This window comes from Bacillus sp. BS3(2021) (genome assembly GCF_021043345.1).
Taxonomy (GTDB): domain Bacteria; phylum Bacillota; class Bacilli; order Bacillales; family Bacillaceae; genus Bacillus; species Bacillus paralicheniformis.
The window spans coordinates 371,052-386,887 of record NZ_JAJNDM010000005.1; the positions used below are offsets into that span (position 1 = coordinate 371,052).

General features: G+C 46.6%; 11 protein-coding genes, 16 tRNA genes, 1 pseudogene and 1 riboswitch. Of the genes and pseudogenes, 1 reads left to right on the forward strand and 27 read right to left on the reverse strand.

The window, feature by feature from the left end; genetic code table 11:
- Positions 1–9 precede the first annotated feature (9 nt).
- From LQ247_RS13915 to LQ247_RS13940, 6 genes are all read right to left on the reverse strand, one after another.
- Positions 10–846 carry an ABC transporter permease gene (locus LQ247_RS13915; protein ID WP_020450657.1) on the reverse strand — a complete coding sequence of 279 codons (837 nt, stop codon included), beginning with the start codon at positions 844–846 and terminating at the stop codon, positions 10–12.
- Positions 843–1,811, reverse strand: coding sequence for an aliphatic sulfonate ABC transporter substrate-binding protein (locus LQ247_RS13920; protein ID WP_186439820.1), 969 nt, complete (start codon positions 1,809–1,811; stop codon positions 843–845). The genes LQ247_RS13915 and LQ247_RS13920 overlap by 4 nt, the downstream gene beginning before the upstream one ends.
- A 41-nt stretch (positions 1,812–1,852) precedes the next feature.
- Entirely contained in the window at positions 1,853–2,620 is a 768-nt protein-coding gene (locus LQ247_RS13925) for an ABC transporter ATP-binding protein (protein WP_025811874.1), read from the reverse strand.
- Between the two features lie 201 nt (positions 2,621–2,821).
- Positions 2,822–4,597, reverse strand: a complete 1,776-nt coding sequence (gene thiC / locus LQ247_RS13930; protein WP_231006168.1) for a phosphomethylpyrimidine synthase ThiC — start codon at positions 4,595–4,597, stop codon at positions 2,822–2,824.
- A 148-nt stretch (positions 4,598–4,745) separates the two neighbouring features.
- Positions 4,746–4,854: riboswitch (TPP riboswitch) on the reverse strand.
- A gap of 94 nt (positions 4,855–4,948) precedes the next feature.
- Complete coding sequence (gene aroD, locus LQ247_RS13935; protein ID WP_025811878.1) at positions 4,949–5,713, reverse strand: type I 3-dehydroquinate dehydratase; 765 nt, start codon at positions 5,711–5,713, stop codon at positions 4,949–4,951.
- Between the two features lie 127 nt (positions 5,714–5,840).
- The gene (locus LQ247_RS13940) at positions 5,841–6,410 is read right to left on the reverse strand and encodes a TetR/AcrR family transcriptional regulator (protein ID WP_101560622.1); all 570 of its coding nucleotides are present in this window, start codon (positions 6,408–6,410) and stop codon (positions 5,841–5,843) included.
- Between the two features lie 109 nt (positions 6,411–6,519).
- Here LQ247_RS13940 and LQ247_RS13945 point away from each other — a divergent pair, with 109 nt between their 5' ends.
- A complete protein-coding gene (locus LQ247_RS13945; protein ID WP_105979144.1) occupies positions 6,520–7,035 on the forward strand; it encodes an HXXEE domain-containing protein in 516 nt (171 codons plus the stop codon).
- A 224-nt stretch (positions 7,036–7,259) separates the two neighbouring features.
- On the opposite strand, the gene LQ247_RS13950 is transcribed toward LQ247_RS13945, so the two are convergent.
- The 21 genes and pseudogenes from LQ247_RS13950 to LQ247_RS14045 form a co-directional block, all read right to left on the reverse strand.
- The gene (locus LQ247_RS13950) at positions 7,260–10,067 is read right to left on the reverse strand and encodes a M14 family metallopeptidase (protein WP_231006169.1); all 2,808 of its coding nucleotides are present in this window, start codon (positions 10,065–10,067) and stop codon (positions 7,260–7,262) included.
- Positions 10,068–10,288: 221 nt separating this feature from the next.
- Positions 10,289–11,614: a TGS domain-containing protein gene (locus tag LQ247_RS13955; RefSeq protein ID WP_025811885.1), complete on the reverse strand. Its 1,326-nt coding sequence runs from the start codon at positions 11,612–11,614 to the stop codon at positions 10,289–10,291.
- Positions 11,615–12,236: 622 nt separating this feature from the next.
- Positions 12,237–12,374 (reverse strand): hypothetical protein, encoded by a 138-nt coding sequence (locus LQ247_RS13960; RefSeq protein ID WP_011201590.1) that lies wholly within the window; start codon positions 12,372–12,374, stop codon positions 12,237–12,239.
- On the reverse strand, positions 12,375–13,469 hold the full coding sequence (locus tag LQ247_RS13965) for a Rap family tetratricopeptide repeat protein (protein WP_231006171.1): 1,095 nt from the start codon (positions 13,467–13,469) through the stop codon (positions 12,375–12,377).
- A gap of 300 nt (positions 13,470–13,769) precedes the next feature.
- A pseudogene (locus LQ247_RS22345) lies at positions 13,770–13,931 on the reverse strand (tyrosine-type recombinase/integrase); the annotation flags it as partial.
- A 346-nt stretch (positions 13,932–14,277) separates the two neighbouring features.
- A tRNA-Leu gene (locus LQ247_RS13970) sits at positions 14,278–14,359 on the reverse strand.
- A 14-nt stretch (positions 14,360–14,373) separates the two neighbouring features.
- A tRNA-Leu gene (locus LQ247_RS13975) sits at positions 14,374–14,462 on the reverse strand.
- A gap of 12 nt (positions 14,463–14,474) precedes the next feature.
- Positions 14,475–14,545 (reverse strand) — tRNA-Cys (locus LQ247_RS13980).
- Between the two features lie 14 nt (positions 14,546–14,559).
- Positions 14,560–14,634: transfer RNA gene (locus tag LQ247_RS13985), tRNA-Gly, on the reverse strand.
- Positions 14,635–14,687: 53 nt separating this feature from the next.
- Positions 14,688–14,759 (reverse strand) — tRNA-Gln (locus tag LQ247_RS13990).
- Between the two features lie 8 nt (positions 14,760–14,767).
- Positions 14,768–14,840, reverse strand: a tRNA-His gene (locus LQ247_RS13995).
- A 20-nt stretch (positions 14,841–14,860) separates the two neighbouring features.
- Positions 14,861–14,934 (reverse strand) — tRNA-Trp (locus LQ247_RS14000).
- 7 nt (positions 14,935–14,941) lie between these two features.
- Positions 14,942–15,026, reverse strand: a tRNA-Tyr gene (locus LQ247_RS14005).
- 8 nt (positions 15,027–15,034) lie between these two features.
- A tRNA-Thr gene (locus tag LQ247_RS14010) sits at positions 15,035–15,107 on the reverse strand.
- 3 nt (positions 15,108–15,110) lie between these two features.
- Positions 15,111–15,186: transfer RNA gene (locus tag LQ247_RS14015), tRNA-Phe, on the reverse strand.
- Between the two features lie 9 nt (positions 15,187–15,195).
- Positions 15,196–15,272 (reverse strand) — tRNA-Asp (locus LQ247_RS14020).
- A gap of 22 nt (positions 15,273–15,294) precedes the next feature.
- Positions 15,295–15,371: transfer RNA gene (locus LQ247_RS14025), tRNA-Met, on the reverse strand.
- Between the two features lie 21 nt (positions 15,372–15,392).
- Positions 15,393–15,468 (reverse strand) — tRNA-Val (locus tag LQ247_RS14030).
- 105 nt (positions 15,469–15,573) lie between these two features.
- Positions 15,574–15,648, reverse strand: a tRNA-Glu gene (locus tag LQ247_RS14035).
- Positions 15,649–15,662: 14 nt separating this feature from the next.
- Positions 15,663–15,754, reverse strand: a tRNA-Ser gene (locus LQ247_RS14040).
- Positions 15,755–15,760: 6 nt separating this feature from the next.
- Positions 15,761–15,835 (reverse strand) — tRNA-Asn (locus LQ247_RS14045).
- Between the last annotated feature and the right edge of the window lies 1 nt (position 15,836).

The following is a 15,836-nucleotide window of genomic DNA, read 5'->3' on the forward strand; positions in this document are numbered from 1 at the left end:
ATCTCCCCTTTACTTTTGATTACCTTGATAGCTGTTTCTCCAGCCAAGGCACTTTTTCTCCAGAATTCTGACGAATGAATCCGTCAGCTTGCCGACGGCAGCGAAAATCAAAATTCCGACAAACACCTTATCGGTTTGTGAAAACTGTCTGGCATCCATAATCATATAGCCGACTCCCGCGCTTGATCCCATCAGTTCGGCAACAACAAGGCCCAGCCACGAAACACCGAGCGACAGGCGGATGCCTAAGAGGATGTTCGGAAGCGACGCGGGAAGAATCAGCTTAGTCACCTGCTTCAGCCAATGGAACTCCAATACTCTCGCCACATCGAACAGTTTCGAATCGACGCCCCTAATTCCTGAAAATGTGTTGATATATACCGGGAAGAAGGCGCCGAGCGCGATCAAGAGCACCTTTGACAGTTCGTCGAAACCGAACCATAAGATAAACAGCGGCGTGACGGCGAGATGCGGAACGGTTCTCAGCATTTGCAGAGAGGGATCGAGATAATCCTCGGCGATTTTTGAAAAGCCGATTACAAGCCCCAGCAGGAGCCCGAGTCCGGCTCCCAGGAAAAAGCCGAGCGCGGCGCGCTGAATGCTGATGCCTAAATGAGTGAAAAGCTCTCCTGATACGATGAGATCCCGAAATGTAAGCAATATATCTAAAGGAGCCGGAAGCACGGTTTTTGATATGAGCTCAAATGACCCGACAAGCTGCCATAATAAAATCAATATCACAGGTAATACAATTCCCTTCCCCCATGCCAGCCGAAAAGCGGCCGGTCTCAGTTTTGCGCCTGCTTTCGGCTGGATCGAGGGGGTGCTTGATGAAACAGCCCTCATTTGTCATCTCCTCCTTTCAGCGCTTTTTTAATAAATGAATTGTCAACCACTTCTTTTACATCAATCTCTTTGTTAATCGCTTTTAATTCGAATTGAAAATCGGCAGTCTCCTGCTGCGTTTCAATAATGCGGTCTGTGATCGGCTCATTTAACGGTTCGGTGTTATTCAGCACGTTTTCAACGACCTTTTTGTCGAGATTTTTAATTTTCGCATACGCTTCAACCGCTTCTTTCTTATGGTTTTTATGCCATTTCACGGCCTTGTCATACACCTTCAGAAAACGGATCACCTCATCAGGATACTTCTCGGCAAATTCGCTTCGTACAAGCGTAAAACCCGGGGAATACTTGTCGATTTGTTCCCCGTCAACCAATATTGCCGCATCACTTTTGATCGTTTTAAGGGACAAAAACGGCTCCCAAATCGACCATGCATCAATCGCGCCGCTGTCAAATGCCGGCATGGCTTCGTCAGGCTGAAGCTGAATGATGTTGACGTCTGTTGGCTCCAGACCTGCTTTATCGATCACTTTATACAGAAAATCGAACCCGCTGCTGCCTTTTGCCACCGCCACCTTCTTTCCTTTCAAATCTTTTATGTCATCGATGCCGCTCCCTTTTTTCACAAGAATGCCGTTCGCCTTTAAACCGTCTTGCGAAAGACCGATTTCTTTAAAATCAATGCCAGCCGCCTGCCCTGCGATCACCGGTGAATTTCCAACCTGGGAAAAATCAAGTTTACCTGCGGCAAGACCTTCAAACTGCGGCGGACCGCTTTGAAACTCTGTCCATTTCACTTTAATCCCTTCTTTTGCGAACTCTTTTTCAAACCAGCCTTTTTCTTTCGCAAGGAGCAACGGGCTTAAGCTTTGCTGCACTCCGATGTTGATCTCTTTTAAATCTCCGCCCCCTCCGCTTGATTGGGCTGCTGAACAGCCCGCAAGAAGCATCAGGCAGCCCAGCATATACAACGGCCATTTTTTCACGTTTTTCCGCTCCTTTCTGCTCAAATCCCTGAACCTTCCTGAAAGCTGAATGTTTCCGTTGTCTCGAATTCTTTCAGCACTTTTTGTCTGATTGATTGAAAAACGGGCGATGTTCTGCTGCGCGGAAATGGCAGATCGACCGGAATCAGCTTGTGGATTCTCCCCGGCTTTGCGGTAAGAATCGCGACCCGGTTGGCTAAATAAACCGATTCGTCAATATCGTGCGTCACGAGGATCATCGTCATCTTCTTTTCTCGCCAAATGTCTGTCAGAACATCCTGGAGATGCTTTCTCGTAAAGGCGTCCAAGGCGCCGAAGGGTTCATCAAGCAGCAAAATCTCAGGCTCCCTGAGCAAAGCCCTGGCAATCGCGACCCGCTGCGACATACCTCCGGACAGCTCGCGTGGATACTGTTTCTCCGCGCCTTTCAGCCGCACCGTTTCAATCAATTCATCGACTTTTTTTCGCACCGCCGGTTCTTTCAGGCTTAAATCTGCGGCGATATTTTGCTCGACCGTCAGCCATGGAAAAAGCCGATGCTCCTGAAAGATAAAACCTTGCTGAATCCCCGGGCCCTTGATTTCTCTTCCGTTCATGCTGATTCGCCCTTCATAATTCCCGTCAAGACCGGCAGCGATTTTTAAGAGCGTGCTTTTCCCGCATCCGCTTGGACCGATGACAGTCAGAAATTCGCCGTTTTCGACCGTCAGTTTCACGTCTTGAAGCACGCTTGTTTTAAGGCTGCCGTTTCCAAATGCTTTTTCTTTTACACGAATTGATAAAGACATCTTGTTCCCCTTTCTTTTCTAAACTGAAAATAAAAAACTCTTATCCCAATTGAGATAAGAGCCTTCGGTTGACCGATCAGCGCTGATGAAATTTTCCGAAATATTAAACAACATACTAATTCATATTATTCCGACCTGTCAACCCCATATTATAAAAAAACAGATGAAAGGTTCCCCTTTCATCTGCAGTATTGCCCGTTTTTACCTGTAAATGCTGCCGCCTGCTTTTTTAAATTCCTTCGCCTTCTCTTCCAATCCTTTTTGAATAGCCTTTTGTTCATCAAGGTCGTTTTCCTTGGCATAGTCGCGAATATCCTGGGAAATTCTCATACTGCAAAATTTAGGCCCGCACATTGAACAAAAGTGTGCCGTTTTGGCGCCTTCCGCCGGAAGGGTTTCATCATGGTATTCAAGCGCTCTTTCCGGATCGAGCGACAAATTGAACTGGTCCCGCCAGCGGAATTCAAAGCGCGCCTTGGAAAGCGCGTCATCGCGGATTTGCGCGCCGGGGTGCCCTTTGGCAAGGTCAGCCGCATGGGCCGCGATTTTGTATGTTATGACGCCTTCGCGGACATCGTCTTTGTTCGGCAGTCCCAAATGCTCCTTCGGCGTCACATAGCAAAGCATGGCCGTGCCGTACCAGCCGATCATCGCCGCTCCGATTGCCGATGTAATATGATCGTAGCCCGGTGCAATATCGGTCGTCAGCGGGCCGAGCGTGTAAAACGGCGCCTCTTTGCAAATTTCCATCTGCTTGTCGACATTCTCTTTAATTTTATGCATCGGCACGTGTCCCGGTCCTTCGATCATCACTTGAACATCATGCTTCCAGGCGATTTCCGTCAGCTCGCCGAGCGTCTCCAATTCGGCAAATTGGGCCTCATCATTCGCATCCGCAATCGAGCCGGGCCGAAGGCCGTCCCCGAGCGAAAATGCGATATCGTATGTTTTCATAATCTCGCAAATCTCTTCAAAATGAGTGTACAGAAAGCTTTCCTCATGATGAGCCAAACACCATTGCGCCATAATTGCCCCGCCGCGGGATACGATTCCAGTGACGCGCTTTGCCGTCAGCGGCACATACCGAAGAAGGACGCCGGCATGAATCGTAAAATAATCAACGCCTTGCTCAGCCTGCTCGATTAATGTATCGCGGTAAATCTCCCAAGTGAGATCTTCCGCGACGCCGTTTACTTTTTCAAGCGCCTGATAAATTGGCACAGTCCCTACAGGAACTGGACAATTGCGGATGATCCACTCCCTCGTTGTATGAATATCTTTACCTGTGGACAAGTCCATCATCGTATCGGCGCCCCAGCGGATGGCCCATGTCATTTTTTCTACTTCTTCTTCAATCGAAGAGGTGACAGCGGAATTGCCGATGTTGGCATTGATTTTCACGTGGAAGTTGCGGCCGATAATCATCGGTTCGCTTTCCGGATGGTTGATATTTGACGGAATAATCGCCCGTCCGCTTGCCACTTCATCACGAACAAATTCGGGAGATACATGCTCTCGGATCGCGATAAATTCCATCTCGGGCGTAATGATCCCCTTTCTTGCGTAATGCAGCTGGGTGACATTTTGACTTTTTTTCGCGCGCAGCGGTTTTCGTTTCAACCCTGGATAGCTGTTGCTCGCTTTCTCTTTGCTTTTATAGCCGTTATCCTCCGGTCTGATTTCTCTGCCTTCATATTCTTCGGTATCGCCGCGCTCCCTGATCCAGGTCGCCCGCAAAGGTTTCAGCCCCTTAAGAATATCAACCTCTGCATTCGCGTCCGTATAGGGACCGCTCGTGTCGTAGACGCGGACAGGCTGATTTTCTTCGGCGCCAAATGAACCCGTCGTCGGACTTAGCGAAATTTCTCTCATCGGCACTTGAATGTCAGGTCGCGCCCCTTCGACATACACTTTGCGGCTCCCTGAAAAACTTGACATAATCGAGATGTTTTTTTGCTGTACTGACTCCTGTTTCATGTAAAAATCCTTCCCCTCTAAAAAATTGATCAGGACGAAACTCCGGAACAGCACCAGCACAAAAAAACCAGGCTCATATGATGAACCTGGTTTTACAGTCAGTAAAATCACTGGAAGACAGACGGACCATACCCATTCCCCATCTTCTCCCGAATCCTTTTTACTTCCCCACGCTGGTACGAACCAGATCAGGTCCAAAGGGTTAAGAAACACATGTTTCTCTCTCAGCCCGCAGTCGGGCACCCCTAGTAAAGCTATTCAATTCATTTTTTATCGTAACACACCGATTTGGCAAGTGAAAAGGATGGAAAAATATATGAATCTTTTTCACTATAGCGGCACACCCAATTATTATAAATTGCGATGAAGCACATCAAGTATATGTTTCAAATCCGTCGCCTCAATTTGGCCAGGTGCGGATGCTTTTTTCGCTGCGCCGAACGTCACGGCCGAGCCAAATACCTCTCCGGCGAGCCGGCTGATCAAGCCTTTTCCGGCCATCGACATCGTGATAATCGGCCGCTTCGCATACCGCTCATGCATCATATGAGTCGCCTCAAGCAACACCAGCACATCTGCCGGTGTTTCAGGCATCACCGCGATCTTAGGGAAATCGGCGCCAAGATCCTGGGCTTTTCGGAGACGGGAAACGATCTCTTCCGCTCTCGGCGTCTTCCCGAAATCGTGGTTGGATATAATGACAAAGACATGCTGCATATGAGCCGATTGAACCAGTTTTTCCACATGATGCTCTTCATTGAACAGCTCGACATCAATCACATCTGCCAGCCCTGTTTTTACTACGGCATGATTCAAGGAAAAGTAAAATTCCTTACTGACTTCTTTTTCGCCGCCTTCCTCCGCGCTGCGAAATGTAAATATCAACGGGATATCCTTTAAGATCTCCCGGATGTCAGCCAATACCTTTTTCACTTTGTCAACGTCTTCGACATCCTCAAAAAAATCCGCCCGCCATTCGGCAAGATCCGGATTAATCGATAGAAGAAAAGCAGCTTCTTCTTTCAATTGTTCATGCGTTTTTCCGATGAGCGGCACGCAAATTTTCGGGGCTCCTTCTCCGATGGCCACCCCTCTGATCTTCACCGTATTCAACAACGGCCTCACTCCTGTTCTCTATATTACAAGGGTCTTTGCATTAACGGTACCGAAGATTGGCCGTAAGCACAAGCAGAAATTAAGAAAGAAGGCTAAACGCTTAAAGCACTCATATACCAACATGAGATCACCTTTCGATAGCTTGCTTGTTTAAAAATGAATCTACTATTCCTTGCAGAATATGACTCATTTCTTCAGGAGTTTCCTTCCGGCCTCTCTCAAACCATTTTGAAAGGATGTTCCAAAAGCCCCCTGCGCTGAATGAAAGCCCGTACTCCAAGTCGATTTTGCTTTTAAAATGAAAGGTTTCTTCTTTAAATTTTTTATGAAGATCCGGTAGAAGTTCATTATATTTCTCAACAATCAAATAAAACAAATGGTTCTGATGAAGGGCTTGTAAAAAATCGGCATGTCGGCTCCAAAAGTTGAAGTATGCATGTCCAAGACTGGATATGTCAATATGTTTTTCCTGAACAATGTAATTGGAATACTCACTGCAAAGCTGCTCAAAATAGCGGTCTAATATATCTTTTTTTGAATGGAAATGCCGATAAAATGTTCTTCTGTCAAGCTGCGCTTTTTCCGCTATCTCTGTAATGGTGATGTCTGAAAAGCTTTTTTCCTTCATAAGCTCCAACAATGATAGCGTCAGCCAGCTTTTAGATTGCTGAGCTGTTTTTGAGGGCATTTGCTTCATATTCTCTCTCCTGTCGCACTTTTTATGGCAATGTAGCACTTTTCGTTGGCTCATTGACTTTGTTCTCTATGAAATGTCACAATTGTGGCACATAAGAGGGGGAATGTAAATGGAAAACATGCAATTTATGGCTTGGATGCTGCCGATATTATTTATACTGCATGATTTTGAAGAGATGGTGATGGTCGAGGCATGGGGCAAAAGATATCGAAGCAAACTGAAACAACTGAAAAAAGCTCCATTTGGACATGCCAAAACCGCTTCTTTTGTTTGCGCTGTGCTCGAAGAATTTATACTAGCTGTTGGTGTAACTGTTCTCAGTATTTATTTTAATCAATATATTATCTGGTTTGGTTTCTTTTTTGCTTTTACTGTTCATTTCCTTGTTCATATCGTCCTATGGTTCACATTTAAACATTATGTACCCGGCATATTAACGTCGATCTTTATGCTGCCATTTTGTTGCTATCTGCTGACCGCTGCCGCAGAGATAGAAAAATTCAGTTTTCCTGCAATGATCTTATCAGCCCTATCCGGAACACTTATCGTCTTTTTTAACCTTAAGTTTCTGCATAAAAAAATGGGGAGGATTCAAGAAAGGCTGGAAGCATATGGCCGCATATGAAAAGCAGGCACTTACGGAAGCTTCCGGCCCTTTGACTAGAAGCAAAGCAAACGATGAAGACCCGTCAGACACGAAAAAACTGCCCTTCAAAAGAAAGGCAGCATGATCTAAAATCATGGCACTGCTAACGATGGTTCAATGTTCGTTCCAAAGCTTGTCTATCCAGCTGTTTAGACGAGACACCTCCACTGCGGGAGCCGCTTGCACTTCAGCTGTCCAGCCTCTCATCGTTTTGATGATGGAGCATTTTCGGTTTTTCCGGGACCGGCATTGAAAATCGAATTCGCCAGCAACCGATATTGATGCTGCGGATGATCGTCATTGGTTAGATCGTTAGCGAAAACAGTTAAGTTCTTGTTGTTATCTTTATACGTGAAAGCCATAATCTTTCCTTTGGCAGCATCATGTCCAGGCCACCAGCCTGCCTTGAAGAAGTGATCTTCATCAGCAATCACCGCAAGCACTTTTGCCGTTTTAGGAACAGCGGTAATATAAGAACCAGTGACTGTGTAGAAATATTCCTGTTTATTGTAAGGAGCTGTAATAGCATGATCTTGCATGACATTTGCCAAGAAGACGCCTTCGTATCTCTCCCATTCAGGTCCTTTAAAAGAAAATCCGGGGATCCACTTCTGAACATTCGTCATCCCCATGTTTCCAAATGCAATGTAAGGCTTTCCTTTATTAACATATTTAGAAGAGTCGAACGTATTGACAAGCACATCTGCGCCCGCCTGTTCTGGGGTGACGTTAAAGCCCAGATTTTTCAGTACATATGCCGCTTCACCCAGTGCTCCTACAGTAGAAGCCTTGAGGACTTTGCCGCTTGGTTTCTTATGGCCGGATGCGCTCACGTCAAGATAGTACTTGGAAGCCAATGGGGCCAGGTCCTTGTAGGCAACCGCGAAGTCGCCCGCTTGATAGCCTGATCCGCTCTTGGTGAGCATTGTAACGGTCTTGCCGGCTGCCAGTAACTCGTTGACTGCCTTTATCGCATCATTGCTTGTGTTCTGGATCAGCACATAAGCTGAGCGTTTTGGCATTTTAGTCCCCGGAAACGACACGGAGGTGATGGCAGAAGTCTTGCCTTTGAACACCCCGGCATCTCGAATTACATAACGGTCAAAACCTCGCATATCATGGAAATTTTGAATCATCTCACCGGCTATCATTTCATAATCAGATACATCTATTCCATCATACAAGACCAAGTTCGCGAGGCCGCGGTTTGCCTGGTGCATGTTTACAATAAATGATCCTGCCGGATATGTTTTTCCGTCAACGGTTACCGCTTTTGTTGATCGTTCAATCTTTACGCCGTTGCGAAGGAAGTACTCAACCATCTTATAGGTTTCCAACACATTCTTTTGAATATTTTTATCGACCGGCAGTACGTAATATTCCGGGAAGAAGTTTTGATTGCCCTGCCGCGGACGGCCGATCTCTTCGTTTTTGGCGTTGACCAAGTAATGATCGACAGCGCGATCATCGATATTGTCCACGCCGCGCTCGAATATTTTTAATTGGTTCAGAAACAGTTCTTCTTTTTTTTCCGCTACATATTTTGTGGCTGCCGCAGAACTGTAATACAGAGCTTTGGTAGACTCTTCATTCGACTCGGGCGTTTCCAGCGTGTGACCCATCGCACCGTGATACATGGCGAATGCAGCGGTATATGCTGCAGATGCATCATCCCATCCCGAAGCCGTGCCTTTTGACACATAATTTGGATCTTTCGCAGTTTTCCGATGTTCTTCATAAGGGATGTGATAGTAGTCATACTTCGTATTAGCAATCCCGGCCTCACCCATAGCCTTTGCCTGTTCCACCATGTGGTCAATCAAAAGGTCATACTCAACATTCGGGTTATGAGGCGGAGTAGAAGGCTCAATCAGGAAATTGGCATCGAACCCGTGCATATCCAGAAAAGACAGCGGCGACCACTTCGCGATTTGTTCCGTTACGCTGCGCGTTTCAGGCTGGGTTTGATAAGAATTATCCCGGTTCAAATCGAAATCCTCAGCATTGGAACGTGTTGTATGAACCCGGCCATCCGGGTTGTCCGTATAAACGAACAGGAAAAAAACATGTTCCAATGCATCGTCTATATTCAACGTTGTCTTGCTTTTCTTGCCATTCGGCAGGACTGTATCGTACGTCATGCTCTTATCCAATGCCATTGACTTAAAGTAATTCATGATCGCATCGACGCCAGGCGCTTCATTCGGATGAATATTGTTCAACCAGATCGGCACCTGATAGTCGCCAAATGCGCCGGATTTAATGTCGGCCTGCAATTTCTTCGGGTCATTGAGCATGGCAGGGTGAGTCACCTTCTGATACTTATCGACAGCGGCTTTATCTTTGGCAAGCACTGTCAAATAGATATCACGGCCTTCGACCGATTTTCCAATAGAAGTCGTTTTGATATATCTGTTGTTTTTTTGCGCAGCTTTTGCTGTAACGGCATCGATCTCCGGTTTCAGCTCATCGTAAGTGCGGAAGCTGTCATATGGCGTCAATTTTACGGGAGCATGGGCAACCACTCGTCCGTTCACTGTTGCCGCCAAATCATATGTGCCCATCAGCGATGCGTATAGCGGACGTTGCAATCGCGGCTCTGACAGGTTGTCTGTATCGTATGGAAGATCGAAATTGATGTTAGCATGAACCTTGCCGTTGGTCACTTTTACATGGCTAACAGTAATGAAAGGTGCACCGCTGTAATCCCGGACCTTATATTTTTTCCATTGAGACAGCGGTTTGCCGTCATACGTCCAGCTTAAGCTCTTCACATCAACACCTTGCGGAAGCTTAAACGCAGCATGAAGCGATCGTTTCTCTGTCATCGAAGCAACATTGTTGTCCAGTTTTAGCTTCTGAGATTTTTTAGTCTTTACTTTTGTCTGCTGACCGGACGCCGTCCCCTTGCCAGTCTGCGCCATAGCAACACCGGGGGTTATCGCTCCAAGCAGCATCATAAGCGACAAAACCAAGATCAGATAACACTTTGTGAACGATTTCTTAAACATAGAAAAATGCCATCCCCATTTCGTGATATTTTCAAATTGCAAACTTGATAAGAGAAAACCATTACAAGAGTGAGGAGTTCTGGCTGCATTTCATTTGCCTGCCTCACACTCTGATTCAGCATGCCCTCCTCCTCCAATATCTTCCGGAGCTCCCGACAGGCTAACAGCCTGAAGGAACTGCCTCCTTAGACGGTTTCTTCTGGTAAAATGTTAAAGACCGCCTACCTGGATGTCGTCGTTCCCGTGACGGGTCCCAAGGTGCTGAAGGCCCGGTCAAAGCGGCGCATCGCTGTCTCAAGCGGACCGGCAGGAAGCCGTGCAATCAGCCACCCTGTCACCGTCACCATGGCCGCGACGAACAGATCACTGAATGGAATGGCCCCGATATCATACTTGGCCCCCGAGATTTCAAGAGTCCATATAACAACAAACTGAGCTGCATACATCGTCAACGCCACACGTCCGACTCCCGCGAACGGCTTTAACACGGCAGAGTTTTTCTGCGGCACAAGACATACCAATCCAAGCACCAGAAAGGCAACCCCAAGCCCCAGCATCGTCTGGAAAGTTGACGCACTGTGCGGAGCGATCGAAAGAAGATTGTGCCACAACGGCGGTGCCACGTTGTGCGGCCAGATTGCATACTGATCCGGCTCAGCGCCGGCGGTGCCTTGAACACTTACGAGCCACTCTTCGAATGAACGGCTCAGCCCCGGAAGAACGAAAGTGCCCAAAACTTTAGAGACGATAACCATGATTGTGCCGCTGCCCACTAGCGAGAGTGCGGTCCGCATCCTGGTCAAATCGAAGCGCCCGATTGCCATACCGGCGACAAAAGCGGGTGCAAGTGCGAGCGCCGACATCGGGCCGCCTGCCATATCACCAAGTAAGTATGCTTTCGACAGGACGCTGCCTCCGAGAATCATCAGCGGCGGGCTCACTGCAAGCAAAACAGCTGCTGTTGTAACTAACACACGTGTCGAACGACGAATCAGCACCAACGCCAGCACAAACAGTGCCGCATAAGCTGGCAAAATCACCCCGAACGGAGTATTCAGCATGATGAGAAGGTATCCTATAATATCGATAAATACCGCGCGGGCAAGCATCCGCGTCCGAAATGCGGCCGGCTCCATTCCTCGATCCAACATGCGCCCGGCCATGATCGAATAGGAGATGCCGCCGCAAAGCACAAATAGAAGCGTCGTATTCCCGGAAACGATTGAACCGTTCGTTTCGTTCAAGGCGAAGTGCTGCAAATACATCCCGATGACCGCCAGCCCCCGAGCTGCATCAAGTGCCACAATACGCCCTGTCCCCCGCGCTTTTTCACGCTTGAACTTCTGACCTTCAGCCGAGTCCCGGGTGACAATTTCAACGAGCGCACCGTCCTGAAGCGGAGTTGATAAATCTACAAGCTTTCCGTTTAATTTACCTGCAACCGCATTTTCCAGGCCACAGCTAATAGAAGCAGCGACATCTTCAATGCTTGCTTCCTCCTCAAATTCTCTGACGGACCCGTCAGGCAATTTAATGCGAATTGACAACTGTATTCCTCCTCAAAAAATTAATCCTTTACGTGTTTCTTTGTCTATATCTGGATGAGATCTGGCTGTATTCAATATAGCGGGCAGATGTCGCTAAAGTTTGATCAACTTGTAAACAAAACGTAAAAAGGTGGATCGGAGGATCGGGACATATCATTGCATAGAGAAAAGCACCTTGCCGATGACAAGGTGCCTTATTCTCACTAAAATGTGATGATTTGATTGGATGAATTTCAATGGTGCTGAATGAAGAATGAGAGTGCGGACAACAACAATTGATCATTGTGTTTATTTTGGCGGTTTTCCGCTTTGTTGAGGAATAAACAAAAAGAGCGTTTCTTTTGTAAGGAACGCTCTTTCATCGTTTGGCAATACAATGTTTAGTGAAACCGGTGGTCGGGGTCGAACCGACACTCCCGAAGGAACACGATTTTGAGTGGTGCCGATTCTATTAGAAAGCCTTAGTCCACAGTATATTCGATATAATAAGCCATTACGGTCTATCATGGCGTAAGATTCGTATTTTAGACATAACTATAGTATACAAATTCAAACTGCGAAAGGTAACCGAAAGCAAAAAAAGACGGCTGTAGTAGCCGCCTTCTTATTGTCGTATTTTGTTTTATGAGCCCGCTCCTCTTGAGGCAAGTAATGTTACTGAGTCTGCTGTTTGGATACTTTCTGCGAGGAAGTCTGCTGCGCTGGTTAAAACGAGTCCAAGCGATGCAGTAAGGAAAGCAGTTACAATAAGTTTTTTCATTTAAAGAACCTCCTTTCCTGTTAGTTTACTTGATTTTATTGCTTTTTCCAAGAAGTATGTGGAATATTTGTAATTATTTAATGAGCTGTAGACGTTGGCCACATCCTCAGCAAGCGCCTCAATGTCTACGTAAGCCTCTCTCTCCTCGAGCATTTCGATAAACTCTTTGACTTGCGGTACACCCTCGAGGGGAGCGCTATAGCATATATTTAGAATCGAGAATTTGAGCGAAAAGTTGATATTATTCGTTTTCTGAGCAAACTCAAAACCAAGATGAACCCACTTAAGCGCCTTATCAACCTCACCTATCTTATAAGTTGACCTAGCTGACTCGTATATGCACTGCATGTACATAATAGGCGCATTTTTTTCGATATCATCCGTTTTAAATGAGAGGTCGAAATACTCGAGTGCTTCTTCATGTTTATCCTCTTGAATTTTTAAAAAGCCGAGATCATAGTAGACAGCCGCCAGCAGATGATTATCGCCCATCTTGATCAGTCTTTCTGCGCAACTCTTAAGCATATTTTCAGCTCTTGTTAAACGTCCGTCGTCTATATAATTGAGTGCGAGTAGCACCGTACAGTTTATCGACTGTGTCTTATATTCTTCATAAGCCCTATAAATGCTCTTCGCGATTGAAAGATGATGAAAAGAAAGTAGAGTTGTTTTCGTAAAATAATAGAGATTTCCAAGCTTATAATGAAACTCGGCCTTTTCGATTTCATCTTCGACATTATCGAGCTGCCGCTCGGCAACTCTAAAACAATTAAGCGCTTTAGAGTAGTTGCTCCTCGCACTTTCATACATTCCTTTAAAGAGAAAGTAATAGTATCGTAACAAACCGTCTGTCTTCGCCTTATCTTCAGCAATAGGCGGAAGCTGCGGCTCCCCCGCGACGTCTTCCATTAATACTCTGAACCTGTAATCAAGTAGATTAAAGTAAAGCAAAACATCCTGATCTTCTTCCATTACGTTTAAAAGGCCTTTTATTCTGTCCCTAAGTTCTACGGCATTTGAAACATCTCTCTTTTTTATGTGAACATACCACTGATTGATGAGATTGGCTACGTTCACAGAGGCTACTGTTTTCATTGTCAAACCTCCCACACTTTACTGCCTCTATCGCTATGAGAACATTTTACAGAAAGTTACCAATCTTTGCAAAGGAATTTGTATAATTTACTTTTTACCCTATAAATGGATAGTAAAAAGTGAGGGCTTGCCTATATAATTTACTGTGCGATTGCCACCCTAGGAAGTTACGGCAAACTTATTTGTCCTTTTCTCAAATGTTTCTTATTTCAATGACAGACTCTCTATCGAGAGTAATAAACATTGCGTCTGCCTCGACATACCCTCGGATAGAAATATACTTTTTAAGCTGCTTCTTCATTATGGCGTAATCGATACACTTCTTTCTTGATTCCCTTTTGCATTTCTTACGTGTATGACTGATTCTTCTCTTCGATTTTTACAACTGTTAAATTTTAGGCTTGCGAACTCATTCTCCCGAATACCTGTCTTCAATAAGAGCAGCATCATTGAATAGTCTCGGTTACCTGTGAATGTTCTAAGATTCGGCTGGCTTAAAAGTTGCTTCTCTTATTGTCGACTGAATTAGTGATCCGGTCTTTAAGGAATTTTAGTCCTCCTCTGCGTATATATCCAGTGATATACCACTGCTCCTGACGAGGGATCGCCAGATATATTTTGCTCATGTAAGCTGCACCTTATTAAGCTCATTTCGATAATATCTCACGGTATGTTCTCGCAGTTTCCGGAGCTCGCAGTCCTTAAGAAAAAATTCTTGCGGACTTGTTCCAAGATAAAGAATAAATAAAAAAAGCGTTCCCTTTGTAAGGAACGCTCTTTCATCGTTTGGCAATACGATGATTAGTGATACCGGTGGTCGGGGTCGAACCGACACTCCCGAAGGAACACGATTTTGAGTCGTGCGCGTCTGCCAATTCCGCCACACCGGCATGTGTGTGATCAATGGTGCCGAGGGCCGGACTTGAACCGGCACGGTAGTCACCTACCGCAGGATTTTAAGTCCTGTGTGTCTGCCAATTCCACCACCCCGGCACGAGGCAAATAAGGCGACACCCGGATTCGAACCGGGGATAAAGGTTTTGCAGACCTCTGCCTTACCACTTGGCTATGCCGCCATCATTTTAAGAATTGGAGCGGAAGACGGGATTCGAACCCGCGACCCCCACCTTGGCAAGGTGGTGTTCTACCACTGAACTACTTCCGCATTTTAACTAATATTCATCTTATCATATGCAGGATGATAAAGAAAGATGAAAACTGGGCTAGCTGGATTCGAACCAGCGCATGACGGAGTCAAAGTCCGTTGCCTTACCGCTTGGCTATAGCCCAATATGAAGGGCGATTGATGGGAATCGAACCCACGAGTGCCAGAGCCACAATCTGGTGCGTTAACCACTTCGCCACAACCGCCATAAATTGTGAATTAAAATTGGCAGGGGCAGTAGGAATCGAACCCACACCGGAGGTTTTGGAGACCTCTGTTCTACCGTTAAACTATGCCCCTAAAAACATGGTGGAGGGGGACGGATTCGAACCGCCGAACCCTGAGGGAGCGGATTTACAGTCCGCCGCGTTTAGCCACTTCGCTACCCCTCCAAAAACAGTGCCGGCCAGAGGACTTGAACCCCCAACCTACTGATTACAAGTCAGTTGCTCTACCAATTGAGCTAGACCGGCAAATGGTGGCTCGGGACGGAATCGAACCGCCGACACACGGATTTTCAGTCCGTTGCTCTACCAACTGAGCTACCGAGCCTTTATTAAATGGCGGTCCGGACGGGACTCGAACCCGCGACCTCCTGCGTGACAGGCAGGCATTCTAACCAACTGAACTACCGGACCATTTTGGCAATGAATTTAAATTTGGTTGCGGGGGCAGGATTTGAACCTGCGACCTTCGGGTTATGAGCCCGACGAGCTACCGAACTGCTCCACCCCGCGATAATATGATTTTCATAGAAATGGTGGAGGATGACGGGATCGAACCGCCGACCCTCTGCTTGTAAGGCAGATGCTCTCCCAGCTGAGCTAATCCTCCGCAGTACAGGACGTACAAGTGCATGCGTTGCAACAGGACGTTGCGACCTTAGCATGCCTTCCTTTTAAAAATTCCGGCATTCGCAGCGTGCTGTCCAAAAAAGAATGGTGACCCGTACGGGATTCGAACCCGTGTTACCGCCGTGAAAGGGCGGTGTCTTAACCACTTGACCAACGGGCCAGATGTATTTAAAGTGGCGGAGAGCAAGGGATTCGAACCCTTGAGACGGCGTTGGCCGCCTACACGATTTCCAATCGTGCTCCTTCGACCACTCGGACAGCTCTCCAATAAATGGCTCCGCAGGCAGGATTCGAACCTGCGACCGATCGGTTAACAGCCGATAGCTCTACCACTGAGCTACTGCGGAA

Excerpts from the sequence above, each read along its gene's own strand:
- thiC (WP_231006168.1), bottom strand. The coding sequence starts at position 4,597 with ATGAAACAGGAGTCAGTACAGCAAAAAAACATCTCGATTATGTCAAGT.
- LQ247_RS13940 (WP_101560622.1), bottom strand. The coding sequence starts at position 6,410 with ATGAAGCAAATGCCCTCAAAAACAGCTCAGCAATCTAAAAGCTGGCTG.
- LQ247_RS13960 (WP_011201590.1), bottom strand. The coding sequence starts at position 12,374 with ATGAAAAAACTTATTGTAACTGCTTTCCTTACTGCATCGCTTGGACTC.
- LQ247_RS13915 (WP_020450657.1), bottom strand. The coding sequence starts at position 846 with ATGAGGGCTGTTTCATCAAGCACCCCCTCGATCCAGCCGAAAGCAGGC.
- LQ247_RS13950 (WP_231006169.1), bottom strand. The coding sequence starts at position 10,067 with ATGTTTAAGAAATCGTTCACAAAGTGTTATCTGATCTTGGTTTTGTCG.
- LQ247_RS13965 (WP_231006171.1), bottom strand. The coding sequence starts at position 13,469 with ATGAAAACAGTAGCCTCTGTGAACGTAGCCAATCTCATCAATCAGTGG.
- LQ247_RS13920 (WP_186439820.1), bottom strand. The coding sequence starts at position 1,811 with ATGCTGGGCTGCCTGATGCTTCTTGCGGGCTGTTCAGCAGCCCAATCA.
- LQ247_RS13925 (WP_025811874.1), bottom strand. The coding sequence starts at position 2,620 with ATGTCTTTATCAATTCGTGTAAAAGAAAAAGCATTTGGAAACGGCAGC.
- LQ247_RS13945 (WP_105979144.1), top strand. The coding sequence starts at position 6,520 with ATGGAAAACATGCAATTTATGGCTTGGATGCTGCCGATATTATTTATA.